An 18,865-nucleotide genomic window follows, 5' to 3' on the forward strand; every position below is an offset into this window, starting at 1 on the left:
TTTTTAACGAATTTACTTATTTATTTCTAAAATCAATGAAGATTTTGCAGGAATAGTTAACAAATCTTTAATTTGAACTTCGGCATCTTTCATTACATCTTTTGCTGTAAAACTAGAAGGAACTATTTCTTGGAATCTATTCATTTCGATGGTTTGCTCTTTATCACTGCTGTTGATGACTACCATTACTTTTTCCTCATCATTATAACGGAAATAAACGTAAACATTTTTCTCTGGCGAAAAGTTTTTGGTTTTTCCATTGTGGATAACGTCTTTAGACTTTCTCCAGTTTAATAATTTTTGGGTATAATCAAAAAACTCATTTTGCTCTGGTGTTCTAGAAACAAAAGCATTTTGAGCATCACCTTTCCAACCTCCTGGGAAATCTCTTCTAATGTCTGCATCTCCTTTGTTTTTATCTCCACGCATTCCTATTTCTGAACCATAATACAATTGCGGAATTCCTCTAATGGTAGAAACAATCGTTAATGCCAATTTATAATAAGCAGGATTTCCGTTGAACATTTCATTGATTCTAGGAGTATCATGATTTTCGAAGAAAACCATCATGTTTTTAGGATTTGGGAATAAGAAATCACTCGCAAAAGAATTGTAAAGTCTAATCATACCTTTGTCCCAATTTTCTTCTTCCTGTAAAGCTTTTGGAAGATTTTCATACAACATAAAATCCATTACCGATGGCAAATTAGAATTGTAATTTTCTATTTCGCCAACTTTAGAATCTTTTTGCCAGAAAGCAATTTGAGCTGGGTCATACATCCAAGTTTCACCTACAATATTGAAGTTAGGATATTCGTCTGTAATCGCTTTACACCATTTTGCCATTCCATCTTTATCGTTATATGGATAAGTGTCTACTCTATAACCGTCTAACTGCGCATATTCTATCCACCAAATTGCATTTTGAATTAAATATTTTAAAACCAATGGATTACTTTGGTTAAGATCAGGCATTGTGGTATCAAACCAACCATCTAATGCGACTTTTTTATCGACATCAGCAGCATAAGGATTCATTTGAGAATTGGTTCTGTAGTTAGAACGTTTGAAACCATTCTTCCCATCTTCAAACCAGTGAATCCAATCTTTAGTAGGTAAATCCTGAATCAACCAATGCGAAACTCCCCAGTGATTGGTTACGTAATCTTTCACCAATTTCATGTCTCTTTTTTTAAGTTCTGTAGAAAGTTCACGGTATTCTTCATTAGTTCCGTATCGCGCATCTATTTTATACAAATCAGTCTGTGCATAACCATGATACGTATACGCTTTTTCATTGTCCTCGCAAACTGGAGTGAGCCAAAGTGTAGTCACTCCAAGATTTTTAAGATAATCTAAATTATTGATAATTCCTCTTAAATCACCACCATGTCTTCCACCTTCGCTTTTTCTGTTTGCTTTTTCGATGAGAGCTTTGCTAGAATCATTTTTTTCATCGCCATTGGCAAAACGATCTGGCATAATCAGGTAGAAAACATCTTTAGAAGTATAAGATTCACGTGAAGATGAATTAGGCGTTCTCTCCTTCAATTCATACTGATATGTACTGATGGTTTTCTTGCCATTTTTAAGGAATATTTTAAATTTAGGCGTGTTAATTTCATTAGTATTAATGGTGATAAACACATAATTAGGATTTTCTACCTTCGTTAAATCCTTAATCTGAATTCCATCTGAAAGTTCAATATTTTGTTGGGCAATATTTTTGCCATATAACAAAATCTGAAGTTCAGGATTCTTCATTCCTTTCCACCAAAAAGCAGGTTCTACTCTTTGGAATTGAGCAAAGGAAAATGTTGTGATTAACAGAAATAAAAATGTTAGTTTTTTCATTTTTGATAAGTTTCGGCTAAAGCCAATTATATTTTTTTATTATTAGACGGGCTAAAGCCCGTCTCTATTGATTCTATTTAATAGGCTTTAAAGAAATAGCATAACCACCACTTCTTGCAAGGTGAACCTTAATTTTAGAACCATTAGTTACTACTTTTTTGTAAATATGATAAGCTTGCGGATTTTTTACGTAATCAGCATTTTTACCATCTTCGTAAATAGTAGCTTCGTATTTTTTTCCTTTCTCTAAGAATGAAAAATCTACAGTGAAATCTCTAGCGTTTTCGTCTGTAACACCTCCTACAAACCAATTTTCTGAACCTTTCGCTTTTCTAGCAGTGTGAATATAATCACCAGGTTCAGCTGATAAAATTTTGGTATCATCCCAATCTACTGCTACATCTTTGATAAACTGAAAAGCATCTAAATGTCTCTCGTAGTTTTCTGGTAAATCACAAGCCATCTGAAGTGGAGAATACATCACCACATATAATCCTAACTGCTTAGCTAAAGTAGTATTGGCAAAATTTTTACTGTTAGCATCATAATAATTGTATTGTGTTTGGAAAATTCCTGGAGTGTAATCCATTGGTCCACCCATAAATCTTGTAAATGGCAAAATGGTAGTGTGATCTGGATTGTTTCCTCCCATCGCTTCGAATTCTGTTCCACGAGCAGCTTCTGCAGCAATCCAGTTCGGATAAGTTCTGCTTAAACCACTAGGACGAACACTTTCGTGAGAATTAACCATGATTTTATATTCCGCAGCTTTGTCTACTACTCTTTGATAGTGGTTAATCATCCACTGAGAATAGTGATGTTCGCCTCTAGGAATAATATTTCCAACGTAACCGGTTTTCACCGCATCATAACCATGTTCTTTCATCAATTTAAAAGCTGGGTCAAGCCATCTTTCGTAATTGGTAGCTGAAGCAGATGTTTCATGGTGCATGATGAGTTTTACATTTTTAGAATGCGCATAATCATTCAGCATTTTAATATCAAAATCTGGATATGGTGTAATAAAATCAAAAACAAATTCTTTAGATTTTCCGAACCAATCTTCCCAACCTTCATTCCAACCTTCTACCAAAACAGCATCAAAGCCATGTTTAGAAGCGAAATCGATGTATTTTTTAACATTGTCATTATTCGCTGCATGCGTTCCGTTTGGTTTCGTTTTAGAATAATCTGTAACGCCAAGATGTACATTATCGATATTGGTATAATTCCAAGTTCCACGGTTTGGAACGAACATTTGCCACCAAACTCCAATATATTTCACTGGATGAATCCAAGAAGTATCCGTGTATTTCGTTGGTTCATTTAAGTTAAAAATCATTTTAGAATCTAGCACTTCTTCTGCTTTTTCTGAAACGATTACGGTTCTCCAAGGTGTAACTGCAGGAGTTTGCATATAACCTTTTGCACCTTGCGCATCTGGAGTAAGATGGGTTTTGAAGTCAAAATTTTCTGAATCTACTTCAAGTTGAGAAGCTGGATAATTGATTACAGCAGCTTCTGCAAGGTTTATGTACAGTGGTTTTTCTTTACCAGAAACCTCTTTTTTTAACATAAGAGGCGATTGAACTGCATTTTTAACCAAAGTTTGAGATGCGTTACTATCAAAACTGCTTTCCCATTTTGTAGAAATCTGAGAAACCAAACTGGTTGTAGGTTTATATTCCTGGGTATCATAATCTGCAGGAACCCACCAAGATTTTAAATCATAAGGGAAATTAAATTCGGTATCTTCTTCTTTTACAACGAAATAATTAAGATTTTTCTGTTGAGGAAACTCATATCTGAAACCTAATCCATCATTAAAAAGTCTGAACTTAACGATGATTTTTCTGTCTTCATTGGGTTGATTCAATGTAACCGAAAGTTCGTTGTAATGATTGGTGTAATATTTTTTTTCTCCAAGAACGGGAGCCCAATTTTCGTTTTTAGAATCTCTGTTTTCTGCAATTTTTTCAAAATCAGAATTGAGATTTTTACCATCTGGAAGTTTATTGACATTGTCAAAAGCGATGGTATTATCTTTAAGCAATCTAAGACCTAGTTTAGAATCTTCTATGACTGTTTTTCCTTTGTAATTCAGATGATAATAAGGAACTCCATTTTTCAGTTGGAAATTCATTTCGAATTTACCGTCGGGAGACTTTAGCAATTGTGCATTGATAGCTGCTACAGAAAGTAAAGCTAAAAGCGCACTTGTTTTAATCAATTTCATACTTTAAATATTTGTATTATAATTATTTATGAATTTTTCAATAAAAAATAAAAAAACATTAAATATAAAAAAACTGCTGCTATAAAGCAACAGTTTTTATGTAAAAATTGTATGATATATTACACCTAATTTATAGTATAAACCATATTGAATGGATCAAATGTAATGGTATAAGTTCCAGCTGAAGTAATGTTTAAGTTAGAACCACCTGCATTAAGTGTTCCATCTGCACCATCATCACCGTAATTTTCTCCCCAATCGCTGTTCACTCTAAATTTGAATTCACCAGCAGGTAAAGTAACTACTATTTTGAATTTAAGGATAGAATCATCCCATTCCATTTGTGCATCTGGACTACCTCCCCAACTGTTGAAACCACCAACAAGGCCTACTGAATAAGGTACCATAGAGTGTGTTAAATTATTAGTATCAACAGTTACTTTATAATAACCTGCACTAGGAGAAAGTAAATTAGATCCGTTAGGTTCTAGGGTACCATCTGCACCATTATCTCCCCAGTTAACATCCCAATTTCTGTTTTGAGTATATTTAAACTCTATACCAGCAGCAGGGAAATTAATAAATCCGAAATACGTACCATTACTTGTAGCAGAAACTAGCGTGTTTGCAGTACCAGGATTCCAACCTTGATAGCCTCCAGGCGCATAAATAAATGATGAAAGTTGATATGGAGTTGCTTTGAAAGTAACAATTGCAGAAGATTTCTTAATCTCCGGATCTACTAATTTCGTAATCGCAGATACTCTGATATCAAAATTACCTTGTACACCAATTGTACCACCAACACTTAGAAGAAGTTTATCTAAATCAAAATGGGTTACATTAATAAGTTTAAGATTATTAACAGTCCCTAATTCTTTAAATTTATTTGCTCCTGATAATGAAACCTCTACAAGATATTTTACATCAATTCCGTAAGAATAATCGTTCCAAGTAATGGTTTTTGCAATACCTGTTGGATTGTTTGCATCCAAAGTAATTACACTACCTGCTGTAGGTGCCGTAATTACAGGCACTTCTACAGGATAAGGTTGCACATCAAAAGCAATAGGAAGAGAAACATTAGAACCTGCTTCTATTCTAAAATAGACTTTTTTAATTGAATATGGTGAATATCCAGCTTGCAATAAAGCGGTATTAAGAGCACCTATTGTAGTAGTATAAGTATTTTTATTTGATGTACCTAACTTTACTTTAACTGTAAAATCATTTGAATTAGAAAACACAATATCATAAGATGATGCCGCGTTTAGATTATCCCAAGTAAGTCTGAATGGATTATTCTCCATTGTTGAATATAATACATTGCTTCCTAAACTCGTATCATATAATTTAAAAGAAGGCTCTGCTTTTGTCCAGTCTCTATAATCCTCGTTGTTACAAGAATGAAGAACGAACGGCAATAATAGAACCAATGATAAAAATTTTATTATATTTTTCATAATTGTTATTGAATTATTGTTGAACAATGGTATAAACTCCAGCTTTAATATCTACTGTAATTTTATACGTGTTTCCACCACCATCAAATTTGATATCTCCACTATCACCTTTAGGACCTAAGAAGCCTGAATTTCCTGAACCAGAAATATTACCCCATTCTAATTCTTTCCAATCTTTTTGACCTAGAACTTTAAAAGCAGCTCCATTATCTAATTTCACTGTGTATTCAAATTTTCCAGATGAAACTTTAGTCATAGCAATAGCGTTTGCTGCATCCCATCCATTAATTGTACCAACAAGATAAACTTCAGGAAAATCATATCCTAAAACAGGAGATGCGGTAATATTTAAAGACTGAATATTTTTAGTTGCATCAATCACTATTTTATAAATGCCTGTATCGCCTGTAAATTTCATGTTTTCATCACCTTCTTGAAGCAAGTTACCAGAAAGCTGTTTGAAATATCTATAATTTGCTCTAGTACCTTCTTTATCAACACTATAATTAATAGGATTCCAACTTTGTTGACCTAAAAATCTGAAGGGTTGATTATTTTCTAAGTATGTATAGATATAAGATAAGTTATCTTTTTTATGAAGAATTTGAGCATTCTCAGCGGTCCAACCAACATAAGTAGCACCACCTACAAGATAAAAATCAGGATATTCTAATACATATGGTGTAATCATTAAACTGGTAACATTAGATTTAGCTACTAAATTTTCACTTACTGTACCTAAGTAAGAAGAAACTCTAATGTACATTTTGGCAGACACATTAGGTGCTAAATTAATTCCTTGAGCAGCCTGATTCATTTGTTCTACTGAAAAAGTAGTTGCTCTTACAGAACCTGCAACTGTACCTAATGTATAAGGAGTAGTGAACGCCTCATCTTTAGACACTTCTATTTTATATTTTATTTCAGTAGGAACTGTATAGGTTGCAACATCCCAACTTAAAGTTAAACTAGGGTTGCTTGGAAAATTTCTATCCAACACCAATTTTTCAGCAGATATATCTAGCATTATTGGCGCTGATTGATTATCCACGGTAATTAACTCTCTATTTTCGCATGCAATAAAACTAAATATTGCAATAAAAACGAATAAAATTTTATTAATTATATTTTTTTTCATAACATAATATTTGTCAAAGCTGATTAATAACCAGGATTTTGAATTAAATTAGAATTAGAACTAATCTCTTTTGTAGGAATTGGGAATAAAGCTCTATAATCAGCTATAGCAGAACCATTCAATGAACCACCCTTCCATTGCCAGTTATAACCAGAAGTATATTTTCCAAATCTTATTAAATCTTGTCTTCTGTGACCTTCCCAATAAAGCTCTTTTGCTCTCTCCGATAAAACAAAATCTGGAGTAAGCGCAGCTAGAGTTACTGGATTTGCACCAGCTCTTAATCTTAAATCATTAATATAATTTAGAGCTGTAGCTTTGTCTCCTTTACCATTTACAACCGCTAATTCTGCATACATTAAATATACATCTGCCAATCTAAACATTGGAAAATCTGTATCTGGGAAAGTAGGATCTTGACCTGAAACACCTGCAGATGTTTTATTAGTAAATTTTATTAATTTTTTACCTTGCGCAAATTTTAAATAGTCTGTAATGTCTTCAGAATCGGTACCAGAAACAACATTTACACGTGGGTCACCTGCAATAGTTTGTATAAATTCTTTTCTAGCTCTGAAACCTTGCCATCCAAAATCAATACCTAGGGTTTTAGCAACTGCATCATTAGTACTTCCATGAATTAAATAAGTCATACCTCCATAAGATTTAGTTTTAACGCCATCATATCTTACAGGAAAAATAATCTCTTTTTGAGCTCCGTTAACATCATTATCTGCCGCAAATAAATTATTTCTGTCAAGTGACAAGCTGTAGCCCGCACCTAATACACTGTTTACAGCAGCTAAAGCTTCAGTGCTTTTATCTTGACCTGTGTAAACTTTTGCGTTAATTAAAAGTTTTGCTTTTAACATCCACAAAGCTCCTTTATCAGCTCTACCATATTCATTAGCTCTTGGGGCAGGAAGATCTGCTTCAATTGTATTAAGTTCATTTAAAACATAATCAAACATTTCTGCTCTGGTTTTCATTACTGGTACAGAACCTAAAGCATTTTCTTCTGTTGCAAAAGGAGAGTTCCCATAAAGATCAATAGCATGATAATAAGATAAAGCTCTCAAAAATCTTGCTTCAGCTCTCATCACTTTAATTTTAGCTTTAAGATCTTCTGATACTTTCCTTGAATTCAATTTTTCATCTGTAGTTTCTCTTAAGAACTCGTTTGCTACAGATATCTGATAGTAAACTCTAGCAAAAAATGCTTCATTAAATTTATTATCTGCATTCCATGTATTAAAGTTTAAATCTTTAATTGTTGGGTTATCAGATTCTCCCCAAGCAATAATTGCTTCGTCCGTAGTAAGCTCTTGTAACTGCCAGTAACCTCTTAAATACTGAGAAAATCCTTCATCTACTAATGATTGTAAATCTGAATCTCCTGTAGGAGCTGCTTGACCAGATAAAGATAAACCACCATAAATTTTTGCTAAAAACTGTTTATAAGGTAGTTCTGGATTATCAGGATTGTTAAAATAATTATCTACCGAGAAAGAATCATCATCTTTCAAAGAAACATCTAAATCATTTAAACATGAAACTGCGGTAAATAATAATGCTGAAAATGCTAACCATTTTACTTTTTTTAATATATTTTTCATATTATTTTAAATTGATTAAATTAAAAATTAACGTTTACTCCAAGCATATACATTCTAGCTCTAGGGTAAATTACTCCATCTAGACCATTATTGAAGACTTCTGGGTCTAATCCTTTATAATCACTTATAATTAATGCGTTTTGCACACCTCCGTATATTCTTAAAGAGGTTCTATCACCAATGAAGTTGTTATTCTTAATGGTATAACCTAAAGTAACATTGTCTAATTTTAGATAGCTTGCATTTTTAATATAGTAATCACTTTCTTTATTAGCAAAAGCAAATCCTGTTTTTGCAAAATCTAAAGGTGAATTTGCTAAGGTATTATCTACAACATTATTAATTGTTGAAAAGTATGCTCTATCAGCATTTACTTGATCATATACATAGTTACCAAAACTTGCTCTCCAAGCCATTGAGTAATCCCAGTTTTTCATAAATGTACCATCAATCATTAAGCCCATTGTAACGTCTGCTTGAGGTTTTTTGTAATTATATTTATCAAAACTGTCTATTGTACCATCACCATTTCTATCTACATACACTCCTTCAATTGGCTTGCCTGTACTATCATAAACCTGTTGATATACCCAATAAGAAAATGGAGCTAGACCAACTTTGTGAGTCTGTACATAACCACCAAGTCCCACTCCTCCTTGTGGAATATTATCGGTAAATAATTCTGTAATTTCTAAATGATTATAACTTAAGTTGTAGTTAACATCTAAAGTAAAATTCTCTTTTTTAAACATTTGATAGTTTAAATTAAAATCTAAACCTTTAGATTGTAGAGAACCAATGTTTTTAGGACCTAAGACTCTTAAATTCTGTAATGCTCCTTCCGCAACTATGGATAATAAATCTTTAGTATCTGCCAAATAAACATCTACATTTCCAGATAATCTTCTGCTAAATAATGAAAAATCTAAACCAGCATTATATTTTGTGCTAGATTCCCAAGTTAGATTTTGATTGTATCCTTTTGGCCTTGCTATTAAGTAATATGTATTCGCTCCCGTACCAAATTGATAGTAGGCATTGGTAGAAACATCATACTGTTTAAAGTAATCTATCTTATATCCACCAATATCTTGTTGACCTACAGCACCAACACTTAATCTTAGTTTCAGCTCATTAATAGTACTATTGTCTTTAAATAAGTCTTCATGCATCTTCCAGGCAAATGCTGCACCTCCAAAGTTACCCCATCTATTATCTTTAGAAAATCTAGAAGAACCATCTCTTCTATAATTTACAGTTAGTAAATATCTGTTATTATTCCATCCTAAATTTAATCTTCCAAAAAATGCTTGCAGGTTAACACCTGGATCAGTGTAAGTATCCGCAACGTTGTTATTAGGATCTAGTACATATAATAATTGATTGGCAGAATTGTAATTTTTATAATCAAAATTTTGATACTCATAACCTCCTAATAAATCAAAACTTAGTTTACCAAAGTTTTTAGTATAGTTTAACTGAGTATTGAGATTTTTGTTAAAATTATCATAGTTTGTTTCAGTAAAATTACCTACAGGTAAACCATTCCAGTAACCTGCTCTTGCAAAAGAACTAATTTCTGTTTTGCCATCACCTTCTTGTTTATCTATACCTGCATTTACAATTAATCTTAACTCTGGTAAAAAGTGAAATTTATAATCTAAGTTAATGTTTCCATAAAATCTATGATGATTACCAATATTTCTTCTCTCTAATAACTGAGATAGTGGGTTTGATGTACCACGGAAAAAGTATTTAGCTCCATCTTGCTGATACCATTCTCTATAACCAGCAAAAGGTGTTTGTGCATCATAAGGACTTTGGGTAGGGTCATAAGATATTGCGCTACCAATAGCACCTTCATCAGCGTTTGTTCTAAACGCATAAGTATAATTACCAGAAATATTAAGCTTTAAATGATTATCAAATAAAGTTGGGTTCAAAGTAAAAGAAGCTGTTGATCTTTTGTAATTAGATGTCAAAAGAAGACCTTCATTTTCTGTATGACCAATACTTAATCTAGATGGAATCTTATCAAATAAGTTGCCCATTAAAGACAAATTACTATCAAAAGAAGCTGTGTTTCTAAAGATTAAATCTTGCCAATTTGTATTAGATGTCCCCAATAAATTCGCTTTATCAGGAGCCATTGTATTAATAATTTCCCTGAACTGATCTCCATTATACACATCAACATTCTTAGCTAATGTATTATACGTAGTAAAAGAATTAAAAGAAACTTGTAATTTCTTTTTAGAACCTTTTTTTGTAGTAATTAAAATTACACCATTAGAACCTCTGTTACCATAAATTGCAGTAGAAGAAGCATCTTTTAATATTGAAAAAGATTCAATATCATTAGGGTTAATTGAGGACAATCCGCCTTCTACTGGCAAACCATCAATAACAATTAAAGGATCATTACTACTTAATAGAGAAGAACCGCCCCTTACTCTAATTACGGCATCATTACCTGGTGTACCAGACTGAGTTACAACAACCCCAGAGGTTCTACCATTTAATAAACCTTCCGCACTTGTAATAGCTCCCTTATTAAAATCTTTTTCACTTAAGGCTGTAATAGACCCTGTTAAATCAGACTTCTTTTTAGCTCCATAACCAATAAGCACAACTTGTTCAATGTCTTTTTGTTTAATTGAATCTCTTTGTTGAGCTTCTAGCATAATTGTTCCTGCCAATAAAAAAGCTGGAGCAATTTTTAAAACTTTACTATAGTTTCTCACAAAAATAAAATTTAAGGATTAATATTCATTTTTCACATCGCTTAATTGCTATCACAATTAGGCACTGCCAATTTATGAAATTTTTAAATATTTATTAAATTTATATAAAAATTGTTAATTATTCATGATAAGAATCAGTCACTTTTGTATTAATTAAACCATAAAACACTGATTAACAATGTAATAAAATCTATTATCTCACCAGTGAGACAATAAAGAATTTCGCAATATTTCAAACAAATGTTTAGCAAATTCGCATGTTAAACAAATGTTAACAACCAAAATTTTTACCAAAAAAACAACCAAGAAGTCAAAATTTTCCAAAAAGGCAAACAAAATCTTATCTTTGCAAAAAAATTTTCCATGCAGAAGAGAAAAATGATTACCGCTGCATTACCCTATGCAAACGGTCCTGTACATATCGGTCATTTAGCTGGAGTATACATTCCTGCTGATGTTTTCGCACGTTTCCAAAGAAGATTAGGAAGCGATGTCGCTTTTATCTGTGGTTCTGATGAACACGGAATTCCTATTACCATTAGAGCAAAAAAAGAAGGCATAACGCCTCAAGATATTGTAGATAAATATCACACAATCATAAAAAAATCTTTTGAAGACTTAGGAATTTCATTTGATGAATATTCTAGAACTTCTTCAGAAAATCATAAAAAAACTTCTCAAGATTTCTTCTTGAAAATGTACGAAAACGGACAATTCACCGAAGAAGTTTCAGAACAATATTATGATGAGCAAGCTGGCGAATTTTTGGCAGACAGATACATTGTAGGAACTTGCCCAAAATGTGGAAATGATGGAGCTTATGGAGACCAATGCGAAAAATGCGGTTCCACGCTTTCTCCTTCAGAATTGATTAATCCAAAATCTGCATTGAGTGGAAATATTCCTGTACTTAAAGAAACTAAAAACTGGTATCTTCCATTAAATGAATATGAAGATTTCTTAAACGAGTGGATTTTAGAAGGTCATAAAGACGATTGGAAACCCAATGTTTACGGACAGGTAAAATCTTGGTTGAATGATGGCTTGAAACCTAGAGCAATGACCAGAGATTTAAATTGGGGGGTACAAGTTCCACTTCCAGATGCAGAAGGCAAAGTACTTTACGTTTGGTTTGATGCGCCAATCGGCTACATTTCTTTCACCAAAGAATGGGCAGCTAAAAACGGCAAAAACTGGGAAGATTATTGGCAATCTGAAGATTCAGACTTAATTCACTTTATTGGTAAAGATAATATTGTGTTTCACTGTATTATTTTCCCAGCAATGATGAAGGCTCACGGAGATTATATTATGCCAAGTAATGTTCCTGCTTTTGAATTTTTAAATCTTGAAAATGATAAAATTTCTACCTCTAGAAACTGGGCAGTTTGGGCGCATGAATATGTAGAAGAATTCCCAGGTCAACAAGACGTTTTGCGTTACGCATTGCTTTCTTCAGCACCAGAAACTAAGGATAATAACTTTACTTGGAAGGATTTCCAAACTAAAAATAATTCTGAATTAGTTGGAATTTTCGGGAATTTCATCAATAGAGTTGCTGTGCTCATCCACAAATATTATGATGGCGTAATTCCTGCCGGAAATGAAAATGCAGAAGAACTTTCTGAAATTTCTAAAGCCGCAAAAGAAATTAATGAATATTTAAGCAAATATGAATTCAGAAATGCATTATCAGCTTTAATGAATTTAGCACGTTTCGGAAATCAATATTTACAAACCGAAGAACCTTGGAAAACCATCAAAGACAATCCTGAAAAAGCAGCAAACACATTGTTTGTAGGAGCACAAATTGCGGTTGGTTTAGCTCAATTATGCGAGCCTTTCATGCCTTTTTCTTCAGAAAAATTATTAAAAATGTTCAATACCGAGAAAATTTCTTGGAAAGAAGTGGAAAATGCTCAAATTCTTGTAAAAACTGGACACACAATCAATGAAAGTTCGCTTCTTTTCTCAAAAATTGAAGACGAAACCATAGATTTCCAAATCCAAAAATTAGAAAACACCAAAATATCAAACGCAAAAACCAATCCTAAAGCAAATCCTATGAAAGAAGAAATCACTTTTGACGATTTTACCAAAATAGATTTAAGAACTGCCACTATTTTAGAAGCTGAAAAAGTAGAAAAAGCAGATAAATTATTAAAACTAAAAGTAGATACTGGAGTGGATGTAAGAACCGTAGTTTCTGGGATTGCAGAGAGTTTTACTCCAGAAGAAGTGGTAGGAAAACAAGTGATGATTTTATTAAATCTTGCTCCAAGAAAAATACGTGGAATAGAATCTCAAGGAATGTTACTTTTAACAACCAAACCTGATGGAAAATTGAGTTTCGTAACTCCTGATGAAACCGTAGAAAACGGAATTGAGGTTGGATAATAAAAAAATTAATCAATTAAATAATTAAAGATTTCGGAGATATTTCCGAAATCTTTTTTTATTTTTGAATATCACACTTTGTCAAAGTTTTTGCGAAGCAAAGGAATCTTTGACAAAGTTAAATGTATTACCTTGAAACTTTTAAAATCACTTCTACTTTGCTTTTTATTTTTTGGATTGGGGAATTTTAAAGCTCAAAATTTATTGTTAAATGATTCTGATAGAAGAATTAATTTTTATCAGCAACAAAAATATAAGTTAAAAGCAAATTATCTTAACAAAAGAAAAAGTCTAAATTTATCATATGAATTGAAACAAAACTTAAAAAAATTAAGTATAAATTATTTTGCTAAAATTAATAATGAGTTAAAAATAATTAATAAAATTTCTAATGACGATGAACTTTACAAAGCCATTACTCTAAAGTCTTTAGGTGAATCTTATCCAGATATCAACGCAGTTTTCTTTAACAGAGGAAATCTTTTATCTGATGAAAAAATCTCAGACGAAGAAAAACAAAAATACAATGCTATTTTCCTAGAAATTTCTAAACAAATCCCTAATGAAACCTATATAGAACTTTCTAAAATCACAGATGAAATCAATCGTGATAAATTTGCATTGACGGTTCCTTATCGTTTTGAAATTTTTCAAGATTTATTTGATGAAAACCAAAGAAAAAGAATAGACATCATCAATTTTCTACTTTGGAATGTAGAATAAACCTTACTTTAACGTAAGTTGAGCCAAATAAGAATCTTCTAGTTGTTCAATTTTTTGAATTTTAAAACCATTAGCAATCGCAGCATTTTCTAAGGTATCAAAATCTAAATACAACCATTTCATAGGCAGTTCAGATTCTCCATTGTAATGCAAATAATAATCTAATTCTCCGTAATAACCAGTAGCAGGAACAAGCACTCCTCCATCTTCATCTTGGTCATACATATACAGAATATCTGTACTGTCTATGAAAATTTGTCCGTTTTCAGCAACTAAACTTTTCAGTTTTTGCAAATATTGGTCAATGTGTTCTAGACTTTGAAAAATCCCAGTACCATTCATGAGAAGCAGAACAGTATCAAAATTCTTTTCAGAAAATTGAAGGAAATCTTCGCAGATGGCATTTTTCACACCTCTTGCTTTACAAACTTCAATAGATTTCGGAGAAATATCTAGTGCAGTTACTTCTAATTTTCTTTCATTTTGCAGATAAAGGCTATGTGAACCCGCTCCAGAACCTACATCTAGAACCTTACCAAAAGATAAATCCAATGCTTTTTTTTCTAAAGCATTCATTTCTTGATAATCTCTGAAAAGATAAGAAACTGGCAAATCATCCAGTTCTGAGATAGAAGTTTCGGTTTGTAAATCTTCAGGATTTTCATCGTAATAATAATCCCAAATCGCGCGTCCCATTAAGTCTTTCATTTTGCAAAAATATTAATTAGGAATCACATAATTTAAAATTTCAAAAAATATTCTGACTTTAGAAAGGATTTATTACTTTTAGTAAAATTTAAAAAAATATGAGAAAAATAGACCAACTTTTCGCAGAATACGCAGAAAGTCACCATAACCAAACGAATAAATTCATTCATTGGATTTGCGTTCCTTTAATTTTCTTTACTATAGTAGGATTTATCAGTCTTATTCCTACGCCTCATTTTTGCGCGTCTTACTTTGGTTGCATCAGCGTTGCCAGTATTGTTGCGCTTGTTTTGGTAAGTATTTTTTACTTTACTCTTTCATGGAGAATTTCTTTAATCATGCTTTTAATAATGCTTTTAATGGAACATTTTGCGTATGCAATCAATGTACATTTTAAAGAAAATTCTTGGATTATTTATCTCTACATTTTTGTTATCACATGGATTTTTCAGTTCATCGGTCATAAAATTGAAGGTAAAAAACCGAGTTTCTTAAAGGATTTACAGTTTTTGTTGATTGGACCAATTTGGCTTTTGCATTTTATATTAAAGAAAATCGGAATAAAATATTAATCAATTAATTATTCACAAAAATAAATGAAATCAAACTAATCAAAACAATGCAAAAATCACAAATTATTTTATCACATAAATGAAATATGATAAATTTCATTAAGAATTTATCAAAAAAAACATTTAAATTTGTCTTAAATATAAAAAGTTAAAAAATGAAAGATTCTCAAAATAACTTCCTAATTAAACCTTTAATTGTTTTATTCATCGCATTATTTTCTGTGATTTCTTGTAGAGGAGAAGATGACACAGAAGATGTAACACCTTTAGTAGGAAATTGGGAATGGGTTTCTTCTATAGGTGGAGTTGGAAATACTACTGAAACGCCTACTTCTACTGGAAATAATATAGTTTTCAACTTTGGCGCAGATAAAAAATACACCATTACTACTAACGGAACAGTTACCAATGAAGGGACTTTTTCACTTTACAAAAACGTTTCTAATCTAGAACATTTAGATAGATTATATATAGATTTTTCTAATTATCCTGATAAAATGATTATCAATAATGATGGAGTGAACTTAGTTTGGAGTGACGATGCAAACAACGGATACACTTCTACTTACAAGAAAAAATAAGTTTATCTCCCCAAAACAAATACTGCCGGAATTTTATGAAGTTCCGGTTTTTTATTTTTCCAATCAGAGATTTTTAAGGTTTTGATAAATTCTTCCGTTGGATGATTGATATTTGCAGCGATGCAAAGTTTGGTATTTGGATTAAGAAATTTAATTAAATCTTCTAAAAGCTGATTATTTCTGTACGGTGTTTCCATAAAAATCTGAGAATATCCTGACTTTTGAACTTGATTTTCTAGAAAGAGAATCTGCTTTTTCTTTTGCTCCTTATCTATTGGCAAATATCCGTGAAAGGTAAATTCCTGACCATTAAAACCACTCGAAATTAGAGCTAAAATGATAGAACTCGGCCCATTAATTGGGATAACTTTTATGTTGTTTTCATGACACCATTTCACCATTAGATTTCCAGGATCTGCAATACAAGGCAATCCTGCTTCAGAAAGCAAACCAAAATCCTGACCAGATTTCATGAGTTTTTGTGCTTCTTTTAAATCATTAGATTCAGAATATTTATCCAAAAGAAAAAGCTTTAAATCACTTTGTTTTTTCTCGGGGGCAAAAAATTTAATGACTTTTCTGGCTGTTTTTTCGTTTTCCACGAAAAAATAATCGGTTTTTAGAATGTATTCTTTAATCGATGGTGCAAAATAGTCTATCGGAGATTCTTCGGATAAATAAGCTGGGATTAGAAACAACATGTTTTAAAAAAATTTAATTAGAGATAAAAGTAATCAATTTTTAGAAATTTTACTTCAAGTTGTACTTTTCAGCAATCGCTTCACAAGCTTGATCTAACATTTGATACACCTTTTCGAAATCACTCATATCGCCATAATACGGATCTGGAACTTCTATTTTTTCATCAGATAAAACGCCAGCTTCTTCCATAATCAAAGAAACTTTAATTCTCTGTTCCTCAGAATTGGCTTTTGACAATACATCTTCTAAATTTTTTAAATCCATGCAAAAAATCTTATCAAAGTCTTCTAAATGCTTTTCGGTGAAGTAATTAGCTCTTTGATGAGAAATATCTACGCCATATTCTTTGGCAATTTTGGTTGAACGTTTATCAGGATGTTCTCCTTCATGAAAAGAAATCGTTCCTGCACTTACAACCGTATGTTTTTCTGAAATTTTAGAACGCAAAATTCCTTCTGCTAATGGACTTCTGCATATATTCCCTAAACAAACCATTAAAATTTTCATAAGTAAGTCGTAATTTAATTAAAAAAGGAATTTTTCAAATCTAACATTTAAAAAATTCCTCAATATTTTTATTATCAATAGGTCAAAGACCTAAATTTTATTCAAAGATTTTATCTTTAATTTCTTTTAGATATTTCTTCAGTTCTTTGTCAATTTTAGAAACATCTCTGATGGTTTCACAAGCATACATTACCGTAGAATGGTCTTTTCCGCCCATTTCTTCGCCAATTTTGGTAAAAGTAGCATTGGTATATTCTTTCGCAAAATACATGGCTAATTGTCTAGGCAATGCAATTTCTCTTTTTCTGGTTTTAGACAGCAATTGCTCTCTCTGAATCCCGAAATATTCGCAAACCACTTCTTGAATGTATGGAATATTGATGGTTTTCTTTTGATTTGCCGCAATCTTGTTAATGGTTTCTTTCAATAAATCTAGACTTAAATCTGATTTAGAAATCATGGAATGCGCAATTACAGAATTAATCACACCAATCAGTTCTCTCACGTTAGATTTCACTTCTCCAGCTAAAAAATCTACCATATCATCTTTTAAAACAATACCGTCTCTGTGAAGTTTATCTACGATAATTTTCTTTCTCGTATCAAAATCTGGAGATTTTACTTCTGCACTTAATCCCCATTTAAAACGAGAAACAATTCTTTCTTGAATATCCTGAATATCTGCAGGAGCTTTATCAGAAGTTAAGATAATCTGCTTTCCGTTTTGATGTAAATGATCAAAAATATGGAAGAACATATCCTGAGTTGCAGCCTTACCAGAAAGGAATTGAATATCATCGATAATCAAAACATCTACCATTTGGTAAAAATTACCAAAATCTGTTTTATTTTGAGCCTTAGCCGCAGAAACAAATTGCTGGATAAATTTTTCTGATGATAAATATAAGACAACTTTATCTGGAAGATTCTGTTTAATATCTAAACCAATTGCATGAGCTAAGTGCGTTTTTCCTACACCTACTCCACCATGAATGAATAATGGGTTAAAAGAAGTTGCACCTGGTCTTTTAGCAATGGTTTTAGCAACTGTATATGCAAATTTATTGCTTTCTCCTTCCACAAAATTATCAAATGATAAATTTGGGTTAAGGTTAGCATCTATGTTTACCTTTTTAATTCCTGGAACTACAAAAGGATTCACTAAATTTTTAGAAACTGAGGTAGGAAGCACCTCTTGAACTTTCGGAGCTTGTACAGAAATTCCTTTATAATTTTGAGTAGCAGGTTTTTCTAATCCTTGTGGTTTATTTTCCATTACAGAATACCACAATTTAACTCCTTTTCCGATATTTTTTTTAAGAGCTGCAGAGAGTAGAGAAAGGTAATTTTCTTCTATATATTCTTTATAGAAGTCAGAAGGAACCAATAACGTAAGGTTATGGTTAATCAATGACATAGGCTGTACTCTGTCAAACAATAAGTCAAACGAGTGTTCTAGTTTTTTTACATCTTCATGTTCGGAAGCGCTCAAATTGTCTCGCATAAATTTAAGACAACGTTCCCAAATCAAGCCTAAGTTTTGATCCATCATTATAAGTCTGCTAAATAGTTTTCTCTGATTATTTTTATCGGGAAGACAAATATGAAAAATAATTTTTTCTTA

At 31.9% G+C, this 18,865-nt stretch carries 14 protein-coding genes; 4 read left to right on the top strand and 10 right to left on the bottom strand.

What is annotated here, in order from left to right; translation table 11 throughout:
- Nucleotides 1–12: 12 nt before the first annotated feature.
- The 6 genes from C3729_RS08520 to C3729_RS08545 form a co-directional block, all read right to left on the bottom strand.
- A complete protein-coding gene (locus tag C3729_RS08520; RefSeq protein WP_104793775.1) occupies nt 13–1,854 on the bottom strand; it encodes a glycoside hydrolase family 13 protein in 1,842 nt (613 codons plus the stop codon).
- A 73-nt stretch (nt 1,855–1,927) separates the two neighbouring features.
- The gene (locus C3729_RS08525) at nt 1,928–4,090 is read right to left on the bottom strand and encodes a glycoside hydrolase family 97 protein (protein WP_104793776.1); all 2,163 of its coding nucleotides are present in this window, start codon (nt 4,088–4,090) and stop codon (nt 1,928–1,930) included.
- 125 nt (nt 4,091–4,215) lie between these two features.
- Nucleotides 4,216–5,553, bottom strand: coding sequence for a SusE domain-containing protein (locus C3729_RS08530; RefSeq protein ID WP_104793777.1), 1,338 nt, complete (start codon nt 5,551–5,553; stop codon nt 4,216–4,218).
- 13 nt (nt 5,554–5,566) lie between these two features.
- Complete coding sequence (locus C3729_RS08535) at nt 5,567–6,691, bottom strand: SusE domain-containing protein (RefSeq protein ID WP_104793778.1); 1,125 nt, start codon at nt 6,689–6,691, stop codon at nt 5,567–5,569.
- Between the two features lie 23 nt (nt 6,692–6,714).
- Nucleotides 6,715–8,307 (bottom strand): RagB/SusD family nutrient uptake outer membrane protein, encoded by a 1,593-nt coding sequence (locus C3729_RS08540; RefSeq protein ID WP_104793779.1) that lies wholly within the window; start codon nt 8,305–8,307, stop codon nt 6,715–6,717.
- Nucleotides 8,308–8,327: 20 nt separating this feature from the next.
- A complete protein-coding gene (locus C3729_RS08545) occupies nt 8,328–11,051 on the bottom strand; it encodes a SusC/RagA family TonB-linked outer membrane protein (protein ID WP_104793780.1) in 2,724 nt (907 codons plus the stop codon).
- Between the two features lie 363 nt (nt 11,052–11,414).
- Here C3729_RS08545 and metG point away from each other — a divergent pair, with 363 nt between their 5' ends.
- Entirely contained in the window at nt 11,415–13,448 is a 2,034-nt protein-coding gene (metG, locus tag C3729_RS08550) for a methionine--tRNA ligase (protein WP_104793781.1), read from the top strand.
- 309 nt (nt 13,449–13,757) lie between these two features.
- The gene (locus tag C3729_RS08555) at nt 13,758–14,171 is read left to right on the top strand and encodes a hypothetical protein (protein WP_133159965.1); all 414 of its coding nucleotides are present in this window, start codon (nt 13,758–13,760) and stop codon (nt 14,169–14,171) included.
- A 3-nt stretch (nt 14,172–14,174) separates the two neighbouring features.
- Here C3729_RS08555 and C3729_RS08560 read toward each other — a convergent pair whose 3' ends face one another.
- Nucleotides 14,175–14,879 (bottom strand): class I SAM-dependent methyltransferase, encoded by a 705-nt coding sequence (locus tag C3729_RS08560; RefSeq protein WP_104793783.1) that lies wholly within the window; start codon nt 14,877–14,879, stop codon nt 14,175–14,177.
- A gap of 98 nt (nt 14,880–14,977) precedes the next feature.
- On the opposite strand from C3729_RS08560, the gene C3729_RS08565 reads away from it, so the two are divergent.
- Entirely contained in the window at nt 14,978–15,451 is a 474-nt protein-coding gene (locus tag C3729_RS08565; RefSeq protein WP_104793784.1) for a DUF962 domain-containing protein, read from the top strand.
- A gap of 155 nt (nt 15,452–15,606) precedes the next feature.
- Complete coding sequence (locus C3729_RS08570) at nt 15,607–16,032, top strand: hypothetical protein (RefSeq protein WP_104793785.1); 426 nt, start codon at nt 15,607–15,609, stop codon at nt 16,030–16,032.
- 2 nt (nt 16,033–16,034) lie between these two features.
- Here the strand turns inward: C3729_RS08570 and C3729_RS08575 are convergent, their stop codons facing one another.
- The 3 genes from C3729_RS08575 to dnaA form a co-directional block, all read right to left on the bottom strand.
- On the bottom strand, nt 16,035–16,733 hold the full coding sequence (locus tag C3729_RS08575) for an SAM-dependent methyltransferase (RefSeq protein ID WP_104793786.1): 699 nt from the start codon (nt 16,731–16,733) through the stop codon (nt 16,035–16,037).
- Between the two features lie 49 nt (nt 16,734–16,782).
- A complete protein-coding gene (locus tag C3729_RS08580; protein ID WP_104793787.1) occupies nt 16,783–17,241 on the bottom strand; it encodes a low molecular weight protein-tyrosine-phosphatase in 459 nt (152 codons plus the stop codon).
- Nucleotides 17,242–17,338: 97 nt separating this feature from the next.
- Nucleotides 17,339–18,790, bottom strand: a complete 1,452-nt coding sequence (dnaA, locus tag C3729_RS08585; protein WP_104793788.1) for a chromosomal replication initiator protein DnaA — start codon at nt 18,788–18,790, stop codon at nt 17,339–17,341.
- Nucleotides 18,791–18,865: the final 75 nt, after the last annotated feature.

This window comes from Cloacibacterium normanense, assembly GCF_002943105.1.
Lineage (GTDB): Bacteria > Bacteroidota > Bacteroidia > Flavobacteriales > Weeksellaceae > Cloacibacterium.

What these genes read in the sequence shown, in the direction of transcription:
- C3729_RS08520 (WP_104793775.1), bottom strand. Translation starts at nt 1,854, where the DNA reads ATGAAAAAACTAACATTTTTATTTCTGTTAATCACAACATTTTCCTTT.
- C3729_RS08525 (WP_104793776.1), bottom strand. Translation starts at nt 4,090, where the DNA reads ATGAAATTGATTAAAACAAGTGCGCTTTTAGCTTTACTTTCTGTAGCA.
- C3729_RS08530 (WP_104793777.1), bottom strand. Translation starts at nt 5,553, where the DNA reads ATGAAAAATATAATAAAATTTTTATCATTGGTTCTATTATTGCCGTTC.
- C3729_RS08535 (WP_104793778.1), bottom strand. Translation starts at nt 6,691, where the DNA reads ATGAAAAAAAATATAATTAATAAAATTTTATTCGTTTTTATTGCAATA.
- C3729_RS08540 (WP_104793779.1), bottom strand. Translation starts at nt 8,307, where the DNA reads ATGAAAAATATATTAAAAAAAGTAAAATGGTTAGCATTTTCAGCATTA.
- metG (WP_104793781.1), top strand. Translation starts at nt 11,415, where the DNA reads ATGCAGAAGAGAAAAATGATTACCGCTGCATTACCCTATGCAAACGGT.
- C3729_RS08560 (WP_104793783.1), bottom strand. Translation starts at nt 14,879, where the DNA reads ATGAAAGACTTAATGGGACGCGCGATTTGGGATTATTATTACGATGAA.
- C3729_RS08565 (WP_104793784.1), top strand. Translation starts at nt 14,978, where the DNA reads ATGAGAAAAATAGACCAACTTTTCGCAGAATACGCAGAAAGTCACCAT.
- C3729_RS08570 (WP_104793785.1), top strand. Translation starts at nt 15,607, where the DNA reads ATGAAAGATTCTCAAAATAACTTCCTAATTAAACCTTTAATTGTTTTA.
- C3729_RS08575 (WP_104793786.1), bottom strand. Translation starts at nt 16,733, where the DNA reads ATGTTGTTTCTAATCCCAGCTTATTTATCCGAAGAATCTCCGATAGAC.
- C3729_RS08580 (WP_104793787.1), bottom strand. Translation starts at nt 17,241, where the DNA reads ATGAAAATTTTAATGGTTTGTTTAGGGAATATATGCAGAAGTCCATTA.
- dnaA (WP_104793788.1), bottom strand. Translation starts at nt 18,790, where the DNA reads ATGGATCAAAACTTAGGCTTGATTTGGGAACGTTGTCTTAAATTTATG.